The sequence below is a fragment of the Comamonas sp. Tr-654 genome, assembly GCF_011752915.1.
GTDB lineage: Bacteria > Pseudomonadota > Gammaproteobacteria > Burkholderiales > Burkholderiaceae_C > Comamonas.
The window spans coordinates 1-26,219 of record NZ_VWWQ01000008.1 but is presented as its reverse complement, the minus strand read 5'-3'; the positions used below and the strand labels follow the sequence as shown (position 1 = coordinate 26,219).

The window sequence follows — 26,219 nt, the reverse complement described above, 5'->3', positions numbered from 1 at the left end:
CATGGAACAGAACTCGTCACCTTTGCAATCGCGCTCCGTGCAGCTCGCCGTATTTATTGGCGCGCCCGATGCTGCGGCCATCGAAGATCAGCTCACGCGGCTGCAACGTAAGGCCGATGTCCTGATCCCAGGAGGAATCGCCGAGGCTGCGTCTTGGTGCGCATGCAATACCAGCCCGCAGGTGCTGGTCGTCGATATCGCCGGGCAGGCCCATCCTCTCGCCTCCCTTGTAGAACTCGCGGCTCAGTGCGGCCCCACCTGCCGTATTGTGGCCGTGGGTGTCCAGGACGATGTCATCTTGTACCGCCAGCTGCTAAGCGCTGGCATCTTCGACTATTTGCTCAAGCCACTGCGTCTGGATCTGCTGGCGGACACTCTGGCACGTGCAGATGACGACAGGCCTCTGGGACAAGGTGGTGTGGCCCGTAGTGGCCGTACCGTGGCCGTGATCGGGACCTCTGGGGGGCTCGGGGCTAGCACTCTGGTAGCGGCGCTGGGTCAATGGCTGGCCCAGGTCCAGCACGCCCCTTGCGTGCTTGTCGATTTCGACCGGCGACAGGCCGACTTGGCCCTTCTTCTGGGACTGGAGGCTGATACAGGGCTTGCTCATCTGCTCGATTCACCATCAATCGATCCACGTCTGCTGCAGCGTACGCTGCTCAGCGCCGGTGAGCCCTCATCGCCCTCGCGCCTGCAACTGCTGGCCCAGCGCCCCGGCCCAGAAACCCATGCCGATGCAAACCGCGTTCTGGAGCTGGGCGCGGGCTTGTGTCAGCTGTTTTCCCTGTCGCTGTGGGATTTGCCATCGCACCGACCGGTTGGCAGCGACGAGGTGCTGGCGCATGCCGAAGTCCGCATCGTGCTGACGCCGCTTAGCGTACAGGGAGCACGCAACACCCAGAGACTACTCGCAGATATTGGCGACGAAAGCGATGGACAGCAATTGCTGCTAGTTGCCAGCGGGGTGGCGCACGGTGGACAGTCCGTGCTTGAAACCCGCCAGTTCGAATCCTTTGTGGGCCGCAGCATTGACATTCATCTGCCATACACGGGAACGGCCCTTGCATCCAGCCTTTTGCAAGGGGCATTGAAGGCCCAGGTCGCACCGGACTATGCGCACGCGGTGGCTGCCATGGGTCGCCGCCTGCTCAATCTGCCGGCTAGCCCCGGAGTGCGCGCAAGCAGTTCTCTGGTTCAGCGCATCGCGCAGCAACTGAGACTGCGCAGCGCATCGCCACGCGCCACCACCTGAATCTGATGGGTCTATCACCATGATGCTGCTTCGCAAGACGCCCGCAACCACCAGCCCGCTCGCCTCACAACCGCCTCCGCTTTCCCATGCCGCAGCCCAACCCAGCGCACGGCCTTCGACTGCCGCTTCGCCGGCGCCGGTGCAGCAGCCCGGCGCACGCGCAGCAGAACCCGCAGCAAGCCGACGCACTACCGCACCGCCCGCAGCTCAACCACAAACGCTGACAGGCGAGCAGTCGAGCCATCGCCGCATCATCCGTGATGTGCTGTTCGAGCAGATCGATCCGCTCAAGGCCGCGGCTATGCCAAGGGAGCAGCTTCAAACCCAGATCGACGCACTGATTCGTCGCATCTGCGACGAGCAACGTCTTCAGCTTGCGAGCCAGGACGAGCACACCATTGCACGCCAAATGCTGGACGAGATGGTCGGTGTCGGGCCTATCGAGCCGCTGCTCGGTGACGACAGCGTCAACGACATCCTGGTCAACGGCGCCGGCCAGATCTTTGTCGAACGCTTTGGCAAACTGGAGCTGACCCCGATCACCTTTATCGACGAAGAACACGTCTTCAACACCGCGCAGCGCATCGCAGCGCGCGTCGGCCGTCGTATCGACGAAGCCAACCCCATGGTCGATGCCCGACTGCCCGATGGCAGCCGAGTGAACGTCATCACGCACCCGCTGGCACTGGACGGAACTACCATCTCCATCCGCAAGTTCATGCGACGTGACTTGTCACTGGAATCATTGGCCGAACGCGGCGCCATGTCCATGGACATGGCCGTGCTGCTGCGCCGCGCCATGGAAGCCCGCCTGAACGTAATCGTCTCGGGCGGTACCGGTGCAGGCAAGACCACACTGCTCAATGCGCTCTCCCAGCGCATCAGCACGGACGAACGCATCGTCACCATCGAAGATGCGGCAGAGCTGCAGTTGCAGCAGATCCATGTAGTGCGTCTGGAGACACGCCCAGAGAGTGCGGAAGGCACAGGCCGCATCGACCAGCGTGATCTACTCAAGAACGCGCTGCGCATGCGACCCGATCGCATCATTCTCGGTGAGGTGCGCGGCGGCGAGTGCTTTGACATGCTCCAGGCCATGAACACCGGCCATGACGGATCGCTTTGCACCGTGCATGCCAACACGCCTCGCGATGCGCTGTCGCGTCTGGAGAACATGGTGATGATGGCCAATATGCAGCTACCGCTGGCCGCCATCCGCCGCCAGATTGCCAGCGCAGTCGACCTCATCGTTCAGATCGAGCGCATGCGCGATGGCGGACGACGCCTAGTCTCCATCGTCGAGGTCTGCGGCATGGAGGAGGAAGTGATTCAAACCCAGGAACTGTTTGCCTTCCGCACCCGTCCTGGCGCACCGGCTGGCCAGGTGATAGGAGAGCACCTGGGATCAGGACTGCGGCCTAACTTCTACACAGAAAAGGCCCACCTGTTCGACCAGGCCCTGGTCTGATTCGTCCCTGCAACGCACCGATTGCCGCCCATGCTCGATCTGTTCACCCTGCTTATCTTTCTTCTTACGCTGGTGCTTTTCTATACCGTACGAACACTGAGCCGTCGCCAGCGTCGGGAGGAAGCCGTCACGCAGCGGCTTGAGCAATTGCGCCGTCAGCTTCAGCGCGAAACCTCGATGCCTGCCGCCATTTTGGCCGCAGCTGACTCGATCGCTCTTCCAAACGTCCCGAAGCTGCTCCCCGCATGGCCTTCGATGGGCCGCCGCCTTGAGCGCTTGCGTGCGGGTCTGACAGCACTGGGCTGGTGGAGCAATCTGCGCCCGCGCCTGCTGTTCAGCGCTTGTGGCGCATTGATTGCAGGACTGGTGCTGGCACGTATGACCGGCACTTCGCTGGCTCTTGCACTCGTCAGCAGCCCACTACTTTGGCTGATTGCAAGTGCCTGGGCCTACCAAAATTCCATGACCAAGCATCTCGCAGCCCTGGCACGCGCCCTGCCCGAAGCCATTGACGCTATCACGCGCATCTGCCGTTCTGGCGTCCCCCTGCAAAGCGCCTTTGGCATCGCCGCCGACCACCTTCAGGGACCTTTGGCGTCCGAGCTGCAACAGATTGAGCACTGGCTGAAGCTGGGGGTTTCGCTCAAGCAAGCCATGCAGCAATCGGCCGATCGCGTGCCGCTGGCCGAGTACCGCTTCTTTGCCGTAATCCTGATCATCAGCCAGGAATCGGGTGGTCGTCTGGGCGATACGCTGGAGCGCCTGGCCATCACGCTGCGCTCCCGTGCCGAACTGGGCATGAAGGTCCAGGCGAAGACCTCCGAAGCGCGTGCCTCGGCCAAGATCGTGGCGCTACTAGTACCCGGCGTGCTGCTCTACATGTATGCAAATTCCCCCGAGGATTTCCGCTTCATGTTCAATGATCCGGCTGGCACCAAGGTCATGACCTATGCAGCCGTGAGCGTGGGACTGGGTCTTCTGATCACCCATCTGATGGTCAAGCGCATTCGCTGAAGCCCACCTGCCATGACATCTCACTCCCTCGATTTTTCATTGATTCTGCTATTCGCGGTGTTCATCGCAGGCCTGTGCCTGATGCTGTGGTTGCTGCGAGCCGAGGCCCGTGGCAACCCATTGCACGAACGCCTTGGCAGCAAGCCCGCTGCCAATGCTGCTCAGGCCACGGCAGCCATTGCCCAGGACCACCATGCACCGTTACCACCAATGCTGCGCGCTGTTGCATCCCATGGCCTTCGAGTGGCCGGTACGGCGCAGGACCGCCAAACGGGTGAACGCCTGCTTGCCCAGGCGGGTTGGCGCCGCCCAGAGGCCTTGGGCCTGCTCATGGCCGCCAAATACAGCAGCGGTCTGCTGTTTTGCCTTGCGGCGCTGTTTCTGCTGCTCGGCCCCCAGAGCCGCACCGGTCTGACCGGCCTGGCCGTAGGTCTCATCGCCCTGTTCGCCGGGACGACTTTGCCTGAGCTGATGGTCAAGGTGCGCGCCGCTCGCCGCCACGAAGCGCTTTCACGCAGCATGCCCGATGCGCTGGATCTGATGGTGATTTGCGCCGAGGCCGGGCTGCCCTTCCCGCGCATCCTGAAGACCGTTTCGCGCGAGCTGGGCCTGAGCGCCCCCATCATGGCCGACGAGCTTGCCTACACCAGCGCCGAACTTCAGTTGCTCCCCGACCGTGCTGCGGCCCTGCGCCACCTGGCTGACCGCACCCGTGTACCTACCGTCGAAAGCATGGTCGGCTCGCTGATTCAGGCTGAACGCTATGGCACACCACTGGCACAGGCGCTGCGCACCATCGCAGAGGAAAGCCGCAGCCGCCTGATCCTCGAACTCGAAGAAAAGGCCGGCAAGCTGCCCGCCCAGCTCAGCGTTCCGCTGATGACACTGATTCTGCCCCCTGTCGTGGCCATCGTCGCGACCCCCGCGCTGATGCGCGTCGTCCGCTCCTTGATGCAATGAACTCGACTCCCTGCTCCACCGCCATGCGCCGCTTCTCCCTACAGCATTTCCCCGGCCAACATGCCCGCATAGTGATGCTGGTGGCCCTGAGTTCCCTGCTTTCGGCCTGCGGCGGCCTGACCATCCGCGCCGAGTCCGGATCAGGCCCGGCAACGCGCAACGTCGCCGCCAAGTCCACGCCCACCAGCACCGCAGCCACCGCACCGGCGCTGCCGCGCAGTGTAAAGAACCCCTCCTCAGACGGACTGCAACTGGCCAGACTGATGCGCGACCAGGCCCGTTACGAAGGCGCTGCCGAGATCTATGCTCAGTTGGAGCAGCGCGGCAGCCTGCAGCCACTGGAGCTGCTTGAGTACGCCAGCGTAGCGGCGCGTTTCCAAGCCCCGCAAGACAGCCTGGCCCTCTATGGTCGCGCTCGGCGCGCCCTGCGCGAAGCAGCCATCAGCCTCACGCCCGATGCCACTGCCACCCTTTGCAACGGCCTGGGTAGGGCCCGCATGGCCTTGAGCCAGACCGATGCGGCTCTTGCTGATTTCGATTGCACCCTCGCGGTCAAACCCGACGATGTGGTTGCCCTGAATGCCAAGGGCGTTCTGCTTGATGCACGCAGAGAGCATGAGCAAGCTCGGGCGCTGCTACAGCGAGCCAATGACATAGACCCCGCCGACCTGCGCGTGCTCAACAATCTGGCCTTGTCCCAACTGGCGAACGGCGATGCAGCCAAGGCCGTGCAGTTGCTGCTCCAGGCGACACAAAGCCGCCAGACTCCCTTGTGGGCTTCGCTGCAACTGAACCTGGCCTTCGCCCAGTGGCTGCAAGGACAGGATGATCGCGCAACCCGTTCGCTGTCCGCCCTGATGGACGAGGAACACGCCCGTCAGGCACTGGCCGATTTTGCAACCCGGCGCACACGCATCCGTGCTGGAAGCCCGGTAGCGGAAGAACTTCTGGCTGCCAGCCGCCAATGGCTGCCCCTGCGCGACAAGGCCGATCGTGGCTGAACGCAGACATTTCTTGCCGCGCCTGCCCGCAAAGCGGGCCCGCGGAGCCCTGGCCGTCGAGGCAGCATATGTGCTGCCCGTGATCATTGCCGCAGCCATGATGTTCATGGAGTTGGCCAATATCGGCCTGACCATCAATATGGGGGCCAGCGCGCTAGAGCGCGCAATCCAGAAGTTTCGCCACGACGGCGTCGAGACCCTGCAGCAGGGCCAGGACATGCAGGCCTTGCTGCGCACGCGCATGGCGCTGGCTTCGCACAACTACCTCAATGAAGACAATATCGCGACCATCGACATAGAACCCTATGCCACGCTGGACGCCATGGGGGGCGGCAATGCCGCAGCCCAGGAGAACAGCGCCGGAGCCAACTCCGGTGTCCCTTCGTGGCGCATCTCGGTCGATATCCGCAAGGATTTCATCACGCCCTTGCCGCGTCTGCTGGGCATGGACAGCAATGCGTTCCGCTACCGCTATCAGCAGGTGCTGGCCTATCTGCCAGCCCGCTCCACGGAGGCCGGGCAATGATTTCGTGGCCGCGGCATTTGGCTGACAGCATCCGCAACAGCCTTGCACGCTTTGGAAGCACCGACCATGCCTCAGTGGCAGTGGAAGCAGCCCTGGCACTGCCCATTCTGCTGGGCGTCGGTTTGCTGGGTGCAGATATGCAGCGCATCCAAACCGAGCGAATTCGGCTCGAGAATGCGGCGGGTGCCATGGCGGTCAACCTGGCTGCGCAGCCAGAACTTAGTGCCGCGGGCCTCAATGCGCTGTCCGCTGCTGCTATGCAAGGTCACGAGTCCAGCCAGCAACTGCTGATCCTCAGCGTGCGGCAGTCTGGGCGTGTCAACTGGGCTCTGCGCCGAGGCGGAGCCGACGGTCTGTGTCAGGCGCAGGCCATGCAAGGACGATACACCGGTGCCCTGCCTGAAGATCCACCGGCAAGCGATGCCGGCAACTCCGGCAGCAATGATGCCAGCACCTTATCCATGGTGGTAGTACGCGCCTGCCGCGATGCCAGCAGCATCCTATTGAGCAGTGGAATCGTAATTCCCTCACTGCTCGACACCACCGCCATTTACCGCGCTGGCACCGTCGATATCACGCTCGACGAGGCGCTTCAGAACGAGAGCAAAGCCAGCGGACTGGCTTATTCCGACAGCAGCCAATGAAGACCGCCCCGAGCCTGCCCCCATGCACATTTCTCCCTCTCTGACGAATCAAGGCCGACAACAAGGCGCAGCCGCCGTGCTCATGCTGTTGCTAATCACCGCAGTGGTTGCCCTGGCCGCCTACGGCACCGACAGCACTCGCACGACAGCCGGTGCAGCGCAGCTCAAGCGTGCCACCGATGCGGCAGCACTCGCCGCTGCACAGGCCTATGCCGCCAACAGTAGCGCCAATATCCAGGCCATTGCTGAGAAGTACGTCAATGCCAATCTGGGCATGGACTTTTCCCAGACCGGCCGCCAACTGCGCATCACTACCGAAGCCTTCAGCTATGGCAGCAATGCGGATCCTGCTGTGCGCGTCAAAGCCACCTTTGAAGCGTCCACCCTGCTTCAGGGCTCCGGACCTCAAGATGTCGGCGTCCAGTCTGCCGCAGCGGCACTGCAGAAAACGCTGGAAGTCGCCCTAGCATTACCCAACACCTTGAGCGAGGACGCCGGCAACCTGCAAGCGCTGCGACGCCTCGGCAAGACCTTTGCCCGGGATCTTATCGAAGGGCGGGACAGTGCCTATCTGTCTCTGGTTCCCTACAGCCAATCCGTCAATGTCTACGACGCCAACCAGCCCAACCGCATTCGCCAATGGGCTCTGGCGGGTGCGCTAACTCCTGTGGAGCTGACCTCACTTTTTCGCAGCGGCTACGCCAGCCTGGCAGATAACCGCATTCCCGATCGCCGCGCCAACCTGCTTTGTGTCTATCGAGGCCTGAATATGGGAGAGAACTACTTCTGGACCCAGGGACCAGCCGGCCAGTATCAGATCCACTATCGTCACGATCTACCTATCAACGGCAGCCCGGGCGCTCCTCCCATCAGCTGGCGCGGGCCCAACCCCGACTTCGGCCAGGCCACCGGCGTCAACGATACCCGCTGGATGACCGCCGACCGCGGCTGCCCCCACGCAGCCCTGCTTCCGCTGACCAACGATCTGAACAAGATCAACGACCGGTTGGACATCATGTCCACCCGCTTCAACACCAACTACGCCATCGCACTGGGCTGGGCGGCTGCAGCCCTGTCGCCGGCGTTTCAGGGTGGCGCAGGCTGGGGACTGAACGACGAGCTGCCCCGGAAATTCCAGCCCGACGGCGGCAACAGCTACAAAGCTATTGTGTTTCTCGTCAACTCCACCGACATGCTGTGGTTCGACACGGACAGCTACAACAGCTACGTGGGTAAGCCCACCAACGGCTGCCCCGCCAATGGCAGCGAATGCAGGGACGAGGGCATCATCACTCGCCGCTTCGCCAATCTGTGCAGCAGCCTGCGTGACAAGGAAGTGCGCGTCTTCTTCATCACCGTCGGCAACGACGAGGCCAAAGATGACGACGGCGATCAAGTGGCCAGCGCATCCGCGTTTCGCCGCATTGCCGGAGCAGGACTGCAGAACTGCGCCGTCAAGAGCACCGACCTCACTTACTACAACGGGCGTGACTTCGCCACCGCTGAAGGGCGCTTTGAAGAACGCCTGGAACAAATCGTCACCGAAGTGCGCCAAGCCAGCTCCTACGTCAAGTTGATCGAGTGATCTTCCCACGCTCGCCTCATCGCTCGCCCACCTTTTTACTTCTTCCGCCATCGTCATGACCCTCCGTCCTCGCTCCCAGCTTCGACCCTTCCGCGCCCTGGCCCTGGAGCCACGCATCCTGCTGGATGCCGCCGTAGTAGAGACGGCCAAAGAAGTCGCTCAGCAATCCAGCGAGGCAGCGGACTGGGACAGCCCAGGCTTCTCCGCAACGCCGGTGGACATGAACCTGACCGTGACTGACACCAACGACGAGTTCCCAGCCATCGATCTATTCAACGATGTCAGTGTGGAGCCCAACTCCATCTGGGGTGAGGATGAAACCAATATCGACGAGGAGACCGGCGAACTCATCAGCCGCCCGCTACGCGATCTGACCATCACCGTCAGCGCCACCGGTGCCTCGCACGCACTGGTGGTGGACGGCACGACCATAGCTCTGCAAAGTACCGAGTTGCCGGGCACCACGGCAAACAGCTTCTACACCTATACCGTCTCTGTCAGCGGCAACACGACCACCATCGTCGTCGCCATCAACTCGTCGAATCTCCCCGTGGCCCGCACCTCCGAAGGGGCAGCCGCATTGATCGACAGCATCGCCTACCAGGCCCAGGACCTCGGCGTCGCCACTGGCGATCTGTCCGTCAGCCTCAAACTGGACGACACCAGCGGCGCAGCTGCTGAAGGACGTATTACCTCCACCATCCATATCACGCGCGACAGCGATCTGCCGGTTGCGCCAGGTCTCACAACGCAGCCCACGTTGGAAGCGGCTGAGACTTTTGATGGCAGCAAAGGTTTGCCGGGCGCCGATCAGGTGACATATTCAACGAACGGGAAATATGCGTACTCCGCTGGTGCCGGCACTTTTGCGACCTTCTCGGTCGATGCCACAGGCCGCCTGGCGCTGATCGACAGCATCTCGGTCGCCAACCTGGGCAGCGTCGAGACCCTGATTGCCAGCAGCGACGGGAAATCTCTCTACAGTCTCTCAACCAACGGCCAGTTGGTGGAGATGAGCATCAACGCCAACGGCACGCTCAGCCATGTGGGCACCTATGCCGTGAGTTCGAACTCCTCCGGCAGTCTGGCGATCTCGGCCGACGGCTCCCAGCTCTATGCAGATGGGGGTGACAACCAGCGGGCCGTGCAAATCTACGCCCGCGACACCACCACCGGCAGGCTGCTCGTCTCGCAGCATCTCCCCAGCATCACCGTTTCTGGTACGGCCTACGATGCCCTCAATGGCGGCGCTGGCAACTACAGCGGCGCAAGCGTCAGCATCGCGCGCAGCAGCGGGGCCAATATCAAGGACGGCTACAGCTTTGCCACCCTCTACTACTACGACGAACAAGACCGCAGCAGCGGCACGCTGAGCTACCGTGACGGCGAGATCTTCTATGACGATTATTCGGGCAGCGAGAAATCAATCGCCACATTCACCGTCGCTGACGGCACCCTGAACATCAGTTTCACCGCCGAGGTCAGCACCAGGATGGTCAACAGGGTACTGAATCAGATCAGCTTTCAGACCAGCGACAGCACAAGCGTGGTCATGGCGCTGAAGGTCGACAGCTATGCCCAGAGCGTGTTGCTCGATGGTGGTTCATATGAACTGCAGCCCGTCCAAGCCATTAACGACGCCATCCGGCAAACCACCATCATTCAGGCTGGCAACTACCTTTATGTCGTCAACAATGGCGGCAGCCTCTGGGATAACCGCACGCTGGAGGTCTATCAACGCAACAGCGATGGCAAATGGACGGTTCTCGACAACGTCACCAAGCTCAATGCCGAAACCGACTGGGGCAGCACCTCAGACCCGATTGCAGTATCAGCAGACGGGTTGTACGTATATGTCAGCGCACATGGTTCCGGCACGCTGGATGTGTACCAGCTGAACACGACCTCAGGCTTCCTCAGCCCGGTCAACTCCATCGCCCTGAGCGGCCAGGCCGAGAATGCAGCCAGCATCAGCCTCAGTGACGACGGCAAGGCCTTATACGTCGTCACGGATGACGGCACCGCAAGTGTCTATGCAGTCTCTGGCAGCCGACTGACTCTGCAGGGCAGCGTCGTGGGCATTGCCAGCGGCGACATGTCACTGTCCCGCGATGGCCTCTCTCTTATCGTTGCCAATGGTGAAGGCATCACCCGCTATAGCCTGGCGCGAAGCCTCACCCTCGGTGACAGCCTGACGTTCGCCGACCGGCTGACGCTCTCGGATGCCAACTCAGACGAGCTCTCCAATCACAGCGGCGACTACAACGGAGCCAGCATCGTCATCACGCCCAGTGTTGCCAGTGGAGCCTTTTCGCTGATCGAAAGTAGCGGCCTGAAGCTGAGCGCCGGCACCATCCTCTACAACGATGCCGCCATCGCTACGTTCGCGACCGCGGCCGATGGCACACTGACTGTGACCTTCACGGCAGCCACCAGCACAGCCGTGGCCAACCAGGTTCTGCAGCAGATCACGTATACCAATGCTGATCCTGGCACAGCTGGCACTCTGATCACCCTGAGCCTCCAAGCCAGCGATGGAATGCTGACCAGCGAAACGCAAACGATCACCTTACGCGTGAACACTCTGCCCACCCTGGACACAGACGTCGCCACCGGCTACCTGTTGCGCAATGTGACAAGCGACAGCGCATACAGCTTCACCTTGTTCTCAGGACTGTTCGGAGACCTCGACGGCGACGTGCTGACCTGGACCGTCAGCGGCCTTCCCCAGGGACTGACTTTCAATGCGCAGACACGGACCATCTCCGGCATCACGTCGCAAACCGGCACTTTCACCCTACTGGTCAGCGTCACCGATGCGAGCGGTCACCGTGCCAGCGTCGAGCTGGCCCTGGACGTGGTTCAGATCGCCAATCGGGCGCCCGAAGTCAATGCGGATATCAGCACCACTCTGAGCTCTTTCACCGAGAGCCAGTACGGCAACCTCACTCTTGACAGCAAGCTGTTCACCGACGCTGATGCCGTCTATGGCGATACGCTGAGCTGGAGCGTTTCGGGATTGCCGCAAGGGCTGAGCTTCGATGCTGCGACCCTTACCATTACCGGAGCCGCCAGCGCCGTGGGAAACTACCTCCTGACCGTCACCGCGACGGATAGCGCTGGCAAGACCGCTCAGGCCGAGCTGACGCTACGCGTCATAGGATCTGCTGAAGCTGCCAACCACGCGCCCGGTCTCAGCGCCGATGCCAGCTCACTGGTTTATGCCAACGGTAGCTTGAGCGGCTACGGCGCCAACGGCACCTACATCAACGGCTTGGTTCTGTCTGGCGATGAAACCATCCTGACCGTGGCCAGCAGCACTGGCAACAACGGCAACGGCGACCACTTCCTAAACATCTACCGCCGAGACACCGCCACCGGAGCGCTAACCTTGCTCCAGGTATTCAAGCAAGGAGCGTCGGACGACCCGAACACCAGCGTCATCGAGGTCGATGGCCTGCAGAACGTTACCTCCGTGACCTACTCTGCAGATGGCAAGCAACTGTTCCTGACCGGCTACAACAGCACCGGCAATGCCAACAGCCACGCACTGGTCGCGTTCAATGTCAATGACGATGGCACATTGAGCTATCTGGGCCATTCCGACAATCTTGCCGAGAAAATTCTGCATGTCAGCGTAGACGAGACAAGCGGTGCACTTTATGCACTCTCCGCTAACCGGATATATGTCTACAGCGCGGGAAGTGATGGGAAATTCAGCATGCTGGGCACCTACGCCCCCGACAGCAGCTTTGGCACCGCCGTGACGATGCGGGTTGAAGGCGATACGGCCTATGTCCTTTCCGGGTCCCGCTTGACGCTCTACCGTATTGCCGACGACGGCCTTCTGAGCTATTCGGGCCAGCTGATACGCAGCAACGCCACGCTGACCTACACCGACGCATCGGGGGCAAGTGGTGAAGTCTTCACCATGCCCAGCAACAACGCCTTCTCCGGTGCCGTTTCGATGACGGTCTCGGCGGATGGCTACATCTATCTGGTCACAACCAACGGCTACCTGACGACACTGCACTACGACAGTGCAGCCAATGATCTGCGTTATGTGGAAGCCAGCGGCGTGACCAGCTTCTTCGGAGGTCAGCAGGCCTACGGAGTGACAGTGTCGGCAGATGGGACAGCGCTCTATGTGGTGTCTGCTGCAACCTCCAACCTGCTGATCTTCAGCATCGGCGACGATGGAAAGCCCGTAAACGGTCGCACACTGGGCATCAACGGCGGCGGATCCAGAGTTGTGGTCAGCGCCGATGGCTCCTCCGTGTATGTCGGAAAGCACATGTTCTTTGGCACGGTTACGCTGAGCAGCGTACAGGCCAACGGCATCGGATCCTCCTATACCGAAGGAGGTGCAGCAATCCTGCCGGCCGCCTCCATCACCCTGTCGGATCTGGAGTACGACTCACTGGAAAATGGCTCAGGCAATTACAAGGGTGGCACCATCACAATTGCCCGAAGCGGCGGCGACAACCCACTGGACATCTTTGGGTTTTCTGACGGCAATGGTCTTGCGCTGGGCAATGGATCGCTCACACTCGACGGCGCCGAGATCGCAAGCTTCGAGAGCAAGAATGGCAGGCTAACAATCACCTTCAGTGCCAATGTGAGCAGCGCCACGGCCAACGCCGTGCTGCAGCAGATCAGCTACCGCAACGACAGCGACAATCCAGGCAGCCAGATCACACTACAGGTCACAGCTGGTGACGAATACACCAGCAGCTCCATCGATGTGAAGCTGGCTGTGACCGAGATCAACAATGCGCCATCGCTAAGCGCCACGCCCATTGAGGCAACTTACGTGAGCGGCGCGGCAAGCGGCGTGAAGCTCTTTGAGGACACCCAAGTCTCTGCCGGCGAGCCATCGCAAACCATACGTGCACTGCAGCTGACCGTCACCGGTCTCAGCAGTACAGGCGTTGAGTCCCTCACCATCGACGGAACCACGATTGCCCTGAGCAGTGGCTCACGCACCACCACCAACGGCTATGGCGTATCCGTCAGCTTCAACAGCGAAACGGGCAGCGCCACGGTCAGCATCACCAGCAGCGCTGGCATGGCGGTAGCGGATGTTGCCAAGCTGGTGGACAACATCACATACACCAGCAACGCCGACACCAGTGGCAGCCGCACGGTTACGCTGACGACGATACAGGACAACGGAGGCACCAGTCATGGCGGCGTTGATACAGCCATGCTGGCCATTGCTGCCACCGTAACGCTGGGAACTGCAAACACTGCTCCGACTCTGACCGGCACCGGCAGCAGCGTGGCCTATATCGAGAATGAAACTGCGGTTGAACTGTTCAGCGGCACCCTCATTGACACCGGCGAGAGCGGCCAGACCATTGCCAGCCTGAGACTGACGGTATCCGGCCTGGCGGATGGACAGCACGAGACTTTGCGCATCGACGGCACGACCGTTGCACTGACGCATGGCAGCGTGGTCACCACAGTCAATGGCCACATCGTCACGGTGACCCTGGAAAACGGTAGCGCGGTAGTGAGCATTTCCAGCTCCAACGCCAGCGGTATTGCTGTGGCCGAGATGCAGGCTATCGTCAATGCAATCAGCTACGCCAACAGCAGCGAAGACCCCACCGAAGGCAGCAGGGTGATCACCCTGAGCAGCTTGAGCGACAACGGCGGCCATGCCAATGGCGGCTCCGACACAAGCGCGCTCGACATCCGCGCCACGGTGGAGGTCATCGCGGTGAACGACGCACCACTGCTGCAGTCAACGCCCACCCAGGCGGTGTACGCAGCCAGCGGGAGCAGCGCGGCGCTGTTTTTCGACACACGCATCAGCACCGTTGAGAGCAGCCAGTCCATCAGCGCAATCACCGTTACTGCGAGTGGCTTGCTCAATGGACGCAACGAGACGCTGACGGTAGACGGCACCAGAATTGTGCTGGTGAACGACACGACAGCGACGGCCAGCGGGTACAGCGTCACAGTCAGCGTGGACAGCGCTGGCACAGCGACCGTAATCATTGGCACCACCGTCCCAGGGGGCAATGCAAGCGGCATCTCTGCAGCCGATGCGGCAGCGCTGATCAATGGCATCTCGTATGTCAATGTCAGCGGAACCTATTCGGCGGGAGAGCGTGGCTTTACCCTAGCTGTGCAAGATAGCGGTGGTACCGCTCATGGGGGTAGCGACAGCACCGGACTTAGAGTCTCTGCCCGCCTGCTGCTGGAGAACAACAGCGCTCCCGTGCTGAGCAGCACACCGGACCATGACAACCTGGTGCTGGTTGAAAGCTACAAGGACATATCTGGCCTGACGAACGTGATTGCCACGGCACTCAACACCAGCGGGACCGTGCTGTATGCGATTTCCAGCGAGGGGGCCATCGCCATTTTCAGCCGCAACGCGAGCACAGGAGCACTGGTGTATGGGGAAACCGTATCCAGTGGACTGAGTAGCGCCAGCGATGTGCAGTTCAGCGCCGACGGTCGCAACCTGTACGTGTTGGGCAACACTGGCGATGCCATCGCGATCTTCGCCCGCTCCGCTGTCGATGACAGCCTGCAATCTGTGCAGCTGCTTGAAACGACAAGCGTGCAGGACTTTGCCGTCGCCGCCGATGGAGCACTCTATGTGGTGGACGGCAACTACTCCGGTCTGCTGGTCTACACCTGGAACGAAGACGGCCAGTATGTCCTGGTGCAGCAGATTGCCGCAAACGCCAACAGCGAACCCTATCTGTTCACAGGTGTCGATGTGGAAGTGGTGGGCGAGCACGTCTATGTCATCACGGACCCTGCTGCCACCGGGCTGGCAGACACGCTGATCGTCTACAGCCGAGCCTCAGACGGCAAACTCGGCAATGCCGTCTACCTGCGCGACGGCGCAGACGGCAGCAATGCGGTGCTGCGCGATCCGCTGGATCTGGCGGTATCCAGCGACGGCAACACCATCTATGTGGCCACGGCCAGCGGGGTCAGCATCTTCAGCATAGCCAACGGCATGCTTACGCAAACAGGCACCATCAGCGGCTTGAGCGACATTCACGCCATTGCGCTGGCCAGCGACGGTGTCACGCTGTACGTCAGCAGCGGCGAAAGCATCAGCCGCTATGACGTGCGTGATGCGACTGCCACCGTATTGCTGCAAACACTGACGGATATCGGAGACGTCACCAGCCTGAGCACGGCAGCCAACGGCACCTTGATCGCCAGCGCTGGCGACAGTCTGGAGAACCTGCAAAACGGCCTGGTTCCGAGTCTTGCCATCAACTACCAGGAGCATGGGCATCAGCTCATTGCAAGTAACCTGACGCTGGCAGATGCCGAACACGACGCCATGAACGACGGCACCGGCAACTACCAGGGCGCGAGCTTGACGGTGACACGCAGTGGTGGCGCGCAGCCGGATGACAGCTACGCCCTGATCGCAGGCAATGGCTTGAGTGTCGACAACGGACAAGTGCTGCACGACGGCACCGTCGTTGCCAGCTTTCTAGTGGAGAACGGGCGGCTCACGATTGCCTTCACCAGCAATGCAAGCGGGGCCATTGCCAACCAGGTTCTGCAGCAGATCAGCTATCACAACACAAGCAACGACCCCGGCCCCAATGTGAGCCTGGTGCTGACGGTTGCAGATGCTTATAGTTCAAGCGACAGCGTCACACTGGAGCTTGCCGTCACGCAAGTCAACGATGCACCCACACTCACTTCCAAGGGAGCGACTGCCACATACACCGAAGGCGCAGGACCCACTGCGCTATTCAGCGACACCCTTGTTTCCACCATCGAAGCCGGTCAGTCCATCACAGGCCTGACGCTTGCCGTTGCCGGGGTGACCGACGGCGGTAACGAAACCCTGACCATAGACGGCACTGTCATTAAGCTTACCACCGGCTCGGGCACAACCACCAGCGGCTATGCCTATAGCGTCTCCTTGACCGATGGCACTGCCAGCATCACGATAACGACCGGCGCGGGTGTTACCTCGCAAACGGCGGCAACGCTGGTGGACGGCATCGCCTATGCCCACACCAGCAACGACCCCACATCCGGTACACGCAGCATCACACTGACTGGCCTTCAAGACAGCGGAGGCACGGATCATGGCGGTGCCGACAGCGCGCCGCTGGCAGTGGCTGCCAGCGTCACGCTCATTGCGGTCAACGACGCCCCTTCCGCGACCGCGAGCGGCCTGAAGGCGAACTTCACCGAGGGAGACTCCGCCGTCAGCCTGTTCAGCGGCGCGGCAGTCTCGACCATCGAAGCCGAGCAGCGCATCACAGGTATGACTCTTACGGTTGCAGGCCTGGCAGACGGCAGCAACGAGTCATTGACGATTGCAGGCGCTCGGATCGCTCTGGTGTCGGGCACCACCACTGTCAACGGCTACATCATCGAGGTCAGCACTCGAGACGGCATCGCGACAGTGACCGTGACCAGCGCGGCAGGCCTCAGCGCCGACGCTGCTGCTGCTTTGATTGACGGCCTGGCCTACGCCAACAACAGCTCGAACCCGAGCGAAAACCTGCGCACAATCACTCTGACATCCATCACCGACAGCGGCGGCGGAGCCGACACGAGCGCACTGGCGATCACCGCGACAGTAGAAGTCCTGTCTGTAAACGAAGCCCCAGTCGCCACCGACGAGGCCTTCCAGCTCAACGCCGCCACCTGGACCGGCGGCTACAGCGTGACCTTGCCCGCCACGCTTTTCAACGATGGCGATGGCGACCTCTTGTCATGGAGCGTCAGCGGACTGCCCGCAGGGCTGGTCTTCAACGCCGAAAACCGCACCATCAGCGGCAATGTCACGGCTTCGCCGGGCGACTACAGCCTGATCGTGGTGGTAACCGACCCTAGCGGAGAAACGGCGTCGCGAACGCTGACACTGACTGTGGATGCCCTCGCATATATCGCCCCGGCAACTCTGACCGCTGCGGACTCGTCAAGCAACGGCAGCACGCCAACGCAAGCTCCGCTGTCGAGTGCATTGGCCATGGACAGGACCACCTCCAGCCCGGCGCACGAGAACCTGAAAGACTTCCTCAAAGCTGCATCCACTGGCACCTTTGCCCATTCAGGCGAACTGCTCGATTCCCTGTTGCCGCCCGCCTGGAGCGATGCGCCAGGCGAACCAGCAAGCATGCGTCTGGCTGACGGCAGCACCTCGACCTTGGCCGTGCTGGCCACATCTGAAGGACCCGATCTGGCCGTTCGCCAGACCTCGGTTTCCGGCCACTGGACCTATGACCCGGCGGCCAACCGCATGGTCTTCAAGCTTCCTGCCGGGCTTTTCGCCAGCAGGGTTGCGGTGTTGTCGATTGAATTGCACACATCCGACGGCAGTGCGCTACCGAGCGGTCTGCGCTTGGACACGGTCGGCGGCAGCCTGTCCATCGCAGGTATGCGAAGCGCAAGCATGGATCTGCAACTGTTGCTGAAAACGGCCGATGGCCGAAGCCTCAGCCTGCCGGTGCACATAGATCCAGCCAGAACAGCAATTCATGGCGGCGTTCCCGCAAAGGATGCACTCCACGCCAAGCCCGCACTGACCGAGCAGTTGCGCCATGGTCCGGCCACCGACCTGCTGGCCCAGGCGCGCGCGCTTCTGTCCAGGCTGGCCGATGACACCCCTCAGGCAAATCAGCCCAGCGACGCCGTGAGCCCGGACTTCAAGGCGTGATCCCGTTAATCGGCCAGCCTCTCCCTCTAACAACTGCTTTCAACCGAACAATTTTCGCCGCATCATGAGCATGAACCAGCTATTTCATTCGTCCGCACACAGCCTTCCTCGTGCCACCTCCCGCACCTGGGCTCTGAGCCTGATTGCCGTCGCTGCACTGGCAGGCTGCGCTGTATCGCCACCCGGCCCTCTGAGCAACACCGACCTGCTTGAGCAAGCCAGCAGTGACCGGCGTGCCATGTTCGCCGCCCAGGAGCCCATCAGTGCGGCAGTGACGCTCGACGAGGCTATTGCACGCGCCGTCAAATACAACCTCCAGCAACGGCTTGCATTGATGGAGCGCGCTCTGGAAGACGATCTGGTGGACGTACAGAAGCAGGGAATGCTGCCCAAACTGACGGCGCGCGCCGGCCTGCGCACGCGCAGCAACGACTATGGATCGTCCAGCCAATCGCTGGCCACTGGCACGCAATCGCTGGTGCCATCCACCAGCCAGGAACGCAACGGCCAGAATGCCGACCTGCAACTCACCTGGAATGTCTTGGACTTCGGCCTGAGCTATTTCGGTGCCAAGGCCCAGAGCAACAAGGCAATGGCCGCCGAGGAGCGTCGTCGCAGGGTGGTTGCCGACATCATCCGCGAAACCCGCGCAGCCTACTGGAGTGCAGTGACAGCCGAGCGGCTGAAGGATCAGGTAAGCACCACACTGGCACAGGCACGCCAGACCCTGGACTATGCACGCCAGACACAAGAAAAGCGTCTGGTAGCCCCCATAGTCGCACTGCGCTATCAGCGTGATCTGCTGAACATGGTGCGTCAGACCGAGGCTTTAAACAATGAGCTAGCCCAAGCCAAGGCCAAGTTGGCAGCACTGATGAACCTCCCTCCAGCCACAGCGTTCAAGCTGGCCGCACCCGATGGAGGCATGCTCCAACAACCGAAGCTCGCTTATGCCCTGACCGATCTGGAAACACTGGCAATGGTGCGTCGCGCAGAACTTCGCGAGGAAAGCTACCTGGCCCGCAATGCGGTGATCGAGACCCGCATGTCGTTGCTGCGCCTGTTTCCGAATGCCACTTTGTTCGGTGGCCTGAACTACGACAGCAACAAATACCTTGCCCATCGCAACTGGGCCGATGCCGGGGTTCAGGTGAGCTGGAACCTACTGAATGTACTGTCCTGGTCGGATATCCAGCGAGCGGGTGCATCGCGCGAACAGTTGGCCGAAGTACGTCGCCAGGCGCTTCGCATGACCGTGCTGACCCAGGTCCATGTGGCCTGGCTGGAACGTGAGCGTGCCTCTGCCGCATTCGAGCGGGCGCAGGAGCTCAGCCAGCTGCAAAATGCCATCCAGGAGCAGACCGAAAACGCGGCACGCAGCAATTCGGAAACCCAGCTTGAGCTGGTGCGAGCTCGTGTGGAAACCCTGTTGGCGACGCGCGCCCGCGACCTAAGCTACGCCGAACTGGTCAACGCCCAGAGCACGGTCTATCAGGCTGCCGGAATTGATCCCCTGCCGCAATCCGTGGCCGACCTCAGCGTCGCTGGCCTGGCCCAGGAGATCGCGCAAACCAATCGCTTGATAGAGCGCGGGCATATCGAGGTTCCAAAAATGGATGCACTCCATGCGCAGCCATCGACGAACCCTCCGGAATTGCCGTCTGCGTCCGTGACAACTCCTGTACTGCCCGCGCTGCGTACTGTTGTAGGCCAGCGCTGGGAAAACCTGGGCTCCATCGCAGGCACTGCTTCCGAAATAGCCACGCCTATCACCTCGCCAGAAGTCAAGGTCAACTGACATGCGCTACTCCAGACACACCTTTCTACTGGCAGCAGTCATCGCCAGCGCCATGACCATCCCAGTGCCGGCGCAGGCACAGGCTCCAAGTTCCAGGGCCTCGGCTTTGCCCACCACGGGTGGTATGCGTGCGCAGCTGGTTGCGGTGCGCCATGCCGTGATTTCCAGCGAGCTTGCTGCCAAGATCAGCAGCATTCCCATGCGTGAGGGACAAAGCTTCAGGCAGGGCGACACCCTTGTTGCCTACGACTGCGCACTGCCTCGAGCCCGTCTAGAGCGCGCCAACCAGGCCGAGACCGCCGCACGCGAGAAACTGAAGGTGGCCGAACAACTCAACGCACTGGGTTCGATCAGCCAGGGTGACTTGGTTCAGGCCCGCGCCGCCGTCTCGGTCGCGCAGGCAGAAAGCGCCGTGGAAAGGGTCATGGTGCGCCGCTGTACTGTCAATGCGCCCTTCGCTGGCCGCGTCGGAGAGACCTATGTGCGCGCAGCCGAGCATGTCGCTGAAGGCAAGGAGCTGCTCAGCATCTACGACGACAGTGCCTTCGAAGTGGAAGCCATAGTGCCGTCACGCTGGATGGCTTGGCTCAAGGCAGGCTATCCCATGAAAGTCACGGTAGACGAGACCGGACAGACCTATGCGGCCACCGTGGCACGCATTGCAGGATCGGTGGATCCCGTCAGTCAGTCCGTCAAGCTGATAGGACGTATGACCAACAGTCGCACCCAGGGAGTGGCACCGCTGCTACCTGGCATGAGTGGCAATGTCCAGCTCGATCCGCCTGTGTCCAAACCATGAATGCCCGACTTTCTGCCGCTGCGGTCTCCTCGAACACTGCGCAAGCTACCATGCTGGCGGCATTGGCCCAGCTGAGCCTGCGCGTGCGAGCCTGCCCGGATGCCTCGGCGCTGGGCTTTTTGATGGTTAATGACAGCCATGCCTTGGCGCCCTACAGACAGGCTGCGCTGTGGCTGCGTGAGCCTGGCCAGCAAAAGGGGCGCATCATCGCCCTGTCTGGTCTGGCCGTCCCCGATCCTCATGCTCCGTTCAACCAATGGCTGGCACGGATGCTCGACCAGCATGTCGGCACTGCAACCACCATCCCAGCCCCTTTGCTGCGCCCTTGCGATGGAGACGATGCGCTACGCTGGGCAGAGTACCTTCCCGCCCATGCATGGTGGCTTCCATTGCCCTTGGGCGCATCTGGTGCAGCCTCCAACGCTTCCGCCGGTTTGCTGCTGTTGCGCGATGAGCCCTGGCAGGGGCCGGAAACCACCGTTCTCGGGCTAGCAGCCGACACCTATGCTCATGCTTGGCGCGCGCTACGCGCGGCATCCGCAAAGGGATCGGCAACAAGGCATTGGCGTTCAGTTCCGGCACGGCGCAAGCTGCTTGCGGCCTGCGTGCTGGTGCTGACTTTCCTGCTGTGGCCTATACGCCAATCCGTTCTGGCACCGGCGGAGGTGATGGCGCGCGCACCCGAGGCCGTACGAGCCCCATTGCAAGGCGTGGTGGACAGCATCGCGGTCACGCCGAACCAGAGCGTCAAGAAGGGCCAGTTGCTGGCCGCACTTGATGCCCGGGAACTGCGAGGCCGGCTGGAATCCGCGCGCCAGTCCTTGGCTGTCGCGGAGGCCGAATGGCGACGCGGTCAGCAACAAGCCCTGTTCGATGCGCGCAGCAAGTCCGATCTGGCATTGCTGCAAGGCAAACGCGACCAGGCGGCAGCGGATGTTGACTACTACGCTCAATCGTTGGCCCGCACTCAGTTACATGCAGAACGTGACGGCGTTGCCCTGTTCGATGACCCTTCGGACTGGATCGGAAAGCCGGTCGCGCTGGGAGAGCGCATCATGCTAGTGGCCGACCCGCAGGATACTGAATTGGAGATTCAGCTGCCTATCGCCGACGCCATCGACCTTCCCCAAGATGCCAGCGTGCGGCTATTCCTGAACGCTGCGCCCTCATCGCCTATCGCGGCATCGGTGCTACGGGTGAGCTACAGAGCAAGCCCCGCTGCGGATGGAACACTGGCATACCGTGTGCGGGCCCGCTTTCAAGATCCTGCCAGCACGGGCGAACAGTTGCGCGTTGGTCTGAAAGGCACCGCAAAACTGTATGGAGAGCGCACAGTGCTTGCGCTGTATCTGTTGCGCCGGCCTCTGGCGACGGCGCGCATCTGGTTGGGGCTGTGATGCCCTCTCGTGCCGTAGCCTCCACCAACCAGATGATTGGCCCAGAGCAGACTGCTAAACGCCCTACCTTGACCCCTTTGCGTCAGGAACTGCTGCTGCACAGAGCACCAGACGGCCACGACGGCTCGCCGGCATGGACGCTGGAGGATCCGGGCCGAAACCAGTTCTTCGAGATCGGCTGGGCGGATGCCGAAATACTGGCACGCTGGTCTTTGTGCACGCCTTCACGAGTTGCCTGTGCCGTCAACCAGGACACTACGCTCAAGGTCACTGCGGAGGATGTGGAAGCCTTGAACCAGTTTCTGGACCAACAAGGCCTGCTGATGTCCCAAGGCGCTCAGGCATGCGAGCGCTTTAAGCGCGAAGTTCAGGCGCGCCGCAGCAGCAACTGGCTATCCTGGGCGATACACCACTATCTGTTTTTCCGCATCCCCTTACTTAGCCCCGATGCACAGCTGGAAAGAACTCTGCCCGCGATACGCCAGATCTTCCTAAATAAGCGCTTTGGGTTTGCCACCGCAACTGCCGCCTTGCTGGGCCTGTTTCTTGTAACCCGGCAGTGGGATGCCTTCGTCCACACCTTCCTGCATTTCTTTTCAATGGAAGGCGCCATGATCGCCGGCCTGACTCTGGCGGCCACCAAGGTCTTGCATGAAGCCGGCCATGCCTATGTCGCCAAACATTACGGCTGCCGGGTGGCCAGCATGGGAGTCGCCTTCATGGTGATGTGGCCCGTGCTCTACACCGACACTTCGGGGGCCTGGCGTCTTGCGAGTCGTCGTCAGCGCATGGCGATCGGTGCCGCGGGCATGCTGACGGAAACCACCCTGGCTGCCTGGGCCACCTTGGCCTGGAGCTTCTTACCCGATGGCATGCTGCGCAGCGCCGCCTTCATGCTGGCGACCACCACCTGGCTGTTGACCTTGGCGGTCAACCTCAATCCCTTAATGCGGTTCGACGGCTACTTTCTGCTGTCCGACGCGCTGAACGTGCCTAACCTCCAGAACCGGGCCTTTGCATTGGGCCGATGGCAGCTGCGCGAGTACCTGTTCCGTTTTGGCGATGACCGCCCCGAGGTGTTCGCGCCGTGGCGCGAACGTGTGCTGGTCGGCTACGCATATGCGGTGTGGATCTACCGCCTGTTCCTGTTTCTCGGCATTGCCCTGCTGGTCTATCACTTCGCCTTCAAGTTGCTTGGCATAGCTCTCTTTTCCATAGAAATCGTCTTTTTCGTGATCCGTCCTATCTTTACCGAGCTCAAGACATGGGCACAACGACTGCGCACAGGCGACGCACACTGGAACAGCCGTAGTGCCATCAGCATGGCACTACTCGTCGCGCTGCTCGGCGCAGTCGTGCTCCCTTGGCGCACCGGCATTCAGGCTCCAGCCCTGGGCCGCTCATCTGAGCAAGCACGGCTGCTCTCGCCGACGGGGGCACAGCTGGAACGCATACTGGTGCAGCCGGGTCAACCAGTACGCCAGGGGCAGGCACTTTTCGAGCTGAATGCTCCCGACCTGGTGCATGAGTTGCAGACTCTGCGCCGGCGCATTGAAATACTGCACTGGCAGCGCGATTTCCAGGCGATGCGCCATGAGACTGCCGCAGCTGTGCCCACGGCGCAGCGTGAGCTTCAGGCCGCCGAAGACCGCCTGGCGGTACTGGAACGCCAGCACAGCCAGCTGAGACTGCTTGCGCCGTTTTCCGGTGTACTGGTGGACATCGCAAACCCCATGACAGAAGGCGAGTGGCTGGGCTCGGGAGAGTGGCTGGGTACTTTGGCTGCCCCGGAATCCCGAATGGTTGAAGCCTATGTCCCAGAAAGCGATTTGAAACGCCTGAAAATTGGCAGCCCCGCTCGTTTTCTTCCGGAGAACCCCTTGCTCCCGGCCTGGCACTTGAAAGTGGCCGAGATATCGGCCACCGCAACACGCAGGCTCCGTGCAGTTCCGGAGTTGGCATCCCCACTGGGAGGCGGAATTGCAGCCGTTCGAGCACCACCCAGTTCCCTCGCAGGCACTTCGCCCGAAGAAAACAGCGACTGGATGCCAGAGCAAGCGGTTTACCGCGTGCTCCTGCAGCCCTCCTCAGGCTCACTGCCCGCTGACAGCAAGACTCAGGCCATTCGAGGAATGGCGCTGCTCGAAGGCGAACCAGAAAGTCTGCTTCATCGTACCTGGCGGCAAGTCAGTGCAGTGCTCGTGCGCGAAAGCGGCTTCTGAAATCCTCTCATGCGCTAGTACGTAAGTGCCCAGTGGCATCGTGGCGCCAAGTACCTTTACATGAAGAATCTTTAACGTGCATGGCGCAGGTGGCTGCAGTAAAAACTAGGCTTTTCTGCAGGCGCTCCCATCGAAACAGCGCTCACCCCTTCCCACAGAATCTATGACCATCGAACTCATCCAGCGTCCGGCTCTCTCCCAAAGGCTAAAGCAAGAGACAGCCGACCAACACGAACGCATGCACCAGTTGATGGCGCAGGGTGCCCCCTTCTCCAGCCGTGCAGCCTATGGCTGCTTCGTGACCGCGCAATACCTATTCCAGCGCGACGTAGAGCATCTTTTCCACGATTCTGCAGTCCAAGCCGCTGTCGCCGATCTGCATGTACGCGGCCGTCAGGAGGCCTCTCTGGCTGATCTGGCCGACCTCGGTATGACAGTACCGAATGAACCCCTCGCCAGTAAAGCGGTCTTGATGCCCGCAGCATTGGGCTGGCTATATGTATCAGAAGGCTCGACTCTTGGCGCAGCATTCCTGTTCAAAGACGCTCAAGCCAAACTAGGGCTATCGGCAGAGTTTGGTGCCCGCAATCTGGCGGCGTATCCTGAAGGTCGGGCCGTGGTCTGGCGCCGTTTCGTCAGTTCTCTGGACAACGAACAGATTGCACCTGAGGAACATGACGCCATCATTGCAGGCGCCAATGCTGCCTATGACCGCTTCGGTGCACTATTGACCCGCTATTTCCAATTGGTCTGATGGACTCCCTTCCCCCTAGAGTTGGTGACGAAAAAACACCAACTACAGAGACGGACACAGCGACACTTGGAGCATCCGCAGTAGGTGCGCCTGTGAGATCACCCGTCATGCGTGCTTTGCTGATAGCGATCGCCGCACTTAGTTTAGGTCTCGCCTTGCTAGGTCTGGTCACGCCAGGCCTACCAAGCACTGAATTCGTGTTACTTGCAGCTTGGGCATCGGCACGCAGTTCCCCGCGCTTTCATGCCTGGCTGATAAACCATCGGGTGTTTGGTCCCGCGTTGCGAGACTGGCAAAACGGCCGGCGCATCCAGCGGAAAGCAAAATGGCTCGCAAGTGCTTCAATGTCGGCTTGTGCCATTCTGATGATTGCCACTATTCCGCATATATGGTTGGTAACGTTGGCTATCGCATCCATGGCCGCCGTTCAGTTGTGGCTTTGGAAACGGCCTGAGCCGACATAATTCGCGAACGCCGCTCAAATCTGGTACATGATACAATCATGCACAGTCCATCTTCCCAGTGCTCCCTGACCCTCTATCCATAGATAGAGGCTCTCTGATGGGCATGGCAGCGAAGATGCCGGTAATGCATACGGCCCACCCTAGATGAGCGAACGAAAACACTGAAATCAAACTCAGTCACTACCGTCCCAAAGACATTGACATTTCATGGCGCTGTTGCTCAAGAAAGCAGCAGGCTAAGGTTAATGCGTGAGTCGGATTGAGATGAAAAGCCGGGACATTCAGAGCAATGACTGCTTTGGTGGCAGCAGTCATTGACCTTGCTGAGTTAACCGTTAAATCCACAGCCTAGGCCTGCAATTCACGGCTACCTACCGGACGACAGCTTCTGGCCGAAGCCGGGCCTGTTCACGTGTGAGCGCAGCAACACAAAACCGCCCTTCGGGGCTGCGCCTTGAGCGTCCAGTTTTGACTAGGCAGCCAACGGGAGTGGGCTATCGTCATTCGGCCAGAAGCAGTCCTTGCCTTTTGGAGAAAAATTAGCAAAAAACTGCAAGGTTATTTTAACTGCCGACTGACCAGTGCGAATAAAAAAGAGTTAGTTACCGCGATTGGTTTGCCAGTGCAATATTAATGTCGTGATGAATTTAAATTCCATCCAATAGAAT

Annotated in this window: 15 protein-coding genes; all 15 read left to right on the top strand. The window is 61.0% G+C overall.

What is annotated here, in order from left to right:
* Position 1 precedes the first annotated feature (1 nt).
* The gene (locus F3J24_RS21525) at positions 2-1,252 is read left to right on the top strand and encodes a hypothetical protein (RefSeq protein ID WP_167010538.1); all 1,251 of its coding nucleotides are present in this window, start codon (positions 2-4) and stop codon (positions 1,250-1,252) included.
* 19 nt (positions 1,253-1,271) lie between these two features.
* The gene (locus F3J24_RS21520; RefSeq protein ID WP_205244901.1) at positions 1,272-2,720 is read left to right on the top strand and encodes a CpaF family protein; all 1,449 of its coding nucleotides are present in this window, start codon (positions 1,272-1,274) and stop codon (positions 2,718-2,720) included.
* Between the two features lie 30 nt (positions 2,721-2,750).
* Positions 2,751-3,734, top strand: a complete 984-nt coding sequence (locus tag F3J24_RS21515; RefSeq protein WP_167010536.1) for a type II secretion system F family protein — start codon at positions 2,751-2,753, stop codon at positions 3,732-3,734.
* A gap of 12 nt (positions 3,735-3,746) precedes the next feature.
* Positions 3,747-4,694 (top strand): type II secretion system F family protein, encoded by a 948-nt coding sequence (locus F3J24_RS21510; RefSeq protein ID WP_167010534.1) that lies wholly within the window; start codon positions 3,747-3,749, stop codon positions 4,692-4,694.
* Complete coding sequence (locus F3J24_RS21505) at positions 4,691-5,695, top strand: tetratricopeptide repeat protein (RefSeq protein WP_205244900.1); 1,005 nt, start codon at positions 4,691-4,693, stop codon at positions 5,693-5,695. The genes F3J24_RS21510 and F3J24_RS21505 overlap by 4 nt, the downstream gene beginning before the upstream one ends.
* A complete protein-coding gene (locus F3J24_RS21500; RefSeq protein WP_370527760.1) occupies positions 5,688-6,221 on the top strand; it encodes a hypothetical protein in 534 nt (177 codons plus the stop codon). Before F3J24_RS21505 ends, F3J24_RS21500 begins: the two co-directional genes overlap by 8 nt.
* Positions 6,222-6,238: 17 nt before the next feature.
* Positions 6,239-6,865 carry a TadE/TadG family type IV pilus assembly protein gene (locus F3J24_RS21495; RefSeq protein WP_167010530.1) on the top strand — a complete coding sequence of 209 codons (627 nt, stop codon included), beginning with the start codon at positions 6,239-6,241 and terminating at the stop codon, positions 6,863-6,865.
* Positions 6,866-6,887: 22 nt separating this feature from the next.
* Entirely contained in the window at positions 6,888-8,450 is a 1,563-nt protein-coding gene (locus F3J24_RS21490) for a pilus assembly protein (RefSeq protein ID WP_167010528.1), read from the top strand.
* Positions 8,451-8,505: 55 nt separating this feature from the next.
* Positions 8,506-18,117, top strand: coding sequence for an S-layer family protein (locus tag F3J24_RS21485; RefSeq protein ID WP_167010526.1), 9,612 nt, complete (start codon positions 8,506-8,508; stop codon positions 18,115-18,117).
* 70 nt (positions 18,118-18,187) lie between these two features.
* Positions 18,188-19,915, top strand: a complete 1,728-nt coding sequence (locus F3J24_RS21480; RefSeq protein WP_167010525.1) for a TolC family protein — start codon at positions 18,188-18,190, stop codon at positions 19,913-19,915.
* 1 nt (position 19,916) lies between these two features.
* Positions 19,917-20,714 carry an efflux RND transporter periplasmic adaptor subunit gene (locus tag F3J24_RS21475; protein ID WP_167010524.1) on the top strand — a complete coding sequence of 266 codons (798 nt, stop codon included), beginning with the start codon at positions 19,917-19,919 and terminating at the stop codon, positions 20,712-20,714.
* On the top strand, positions 20,711-22,111 hold the full coding sequence (locus F3J24_RS21470) for an efflux RND transporter periplasmic adaptor subunit (RefSeq protein WP_167010523.1): 1,401 nt from the start codon (positions 20,711-20,713) through the stop codon (positions 22,109-22,111). Before F3J24_RS21475 ends, F3J24_RS21470 begins: the two co-directional genes overlap by 4 nt.
* Before the next feature lie 77 nt (positions 22,112-22,188).
* Positions 22,189-24,333: an HlyD family efflux transporter periplasmic adaptor subunit gene (locus tag F3J24_RS21465; RefSeq protein ID WP_205244899.1), complete on the top strand. Its 2,145-nt coding sequence runs from the start codon at positions 22,189-22,191 to the stop codon at positions 24,331-24,333.
* Positions 24,334-24,496: 163 nt separating this feature from the next.
* Positions 24,497-25,087 carry a biliverdin-producing heme oxygenase gene (locus F3J24_RS21460; RefSeq protein ID WP_167010522.1) on the top strand — a complete coding sequence of 197 codons (591 nt, stop codon included), beginning with the start codon at positions 24,497-24,499 and terminating at the stop codon, positions 25,085-25,087.
* A gap of 107 nt (positions 25,088-25,194) precedes the next feature.
* On the top strand, positions 25,195-25,551 hold the full coding sequence (locus tag F3J24_RS21455; protein WP_167010521.1) for a YbaN family protein: 357 nt from the start codon (positions 25,195-25,197) through the stop codon (positions 25,549-25,551).
* Positions 25,552-26,219: the final 668 nt, after the last annotated feature.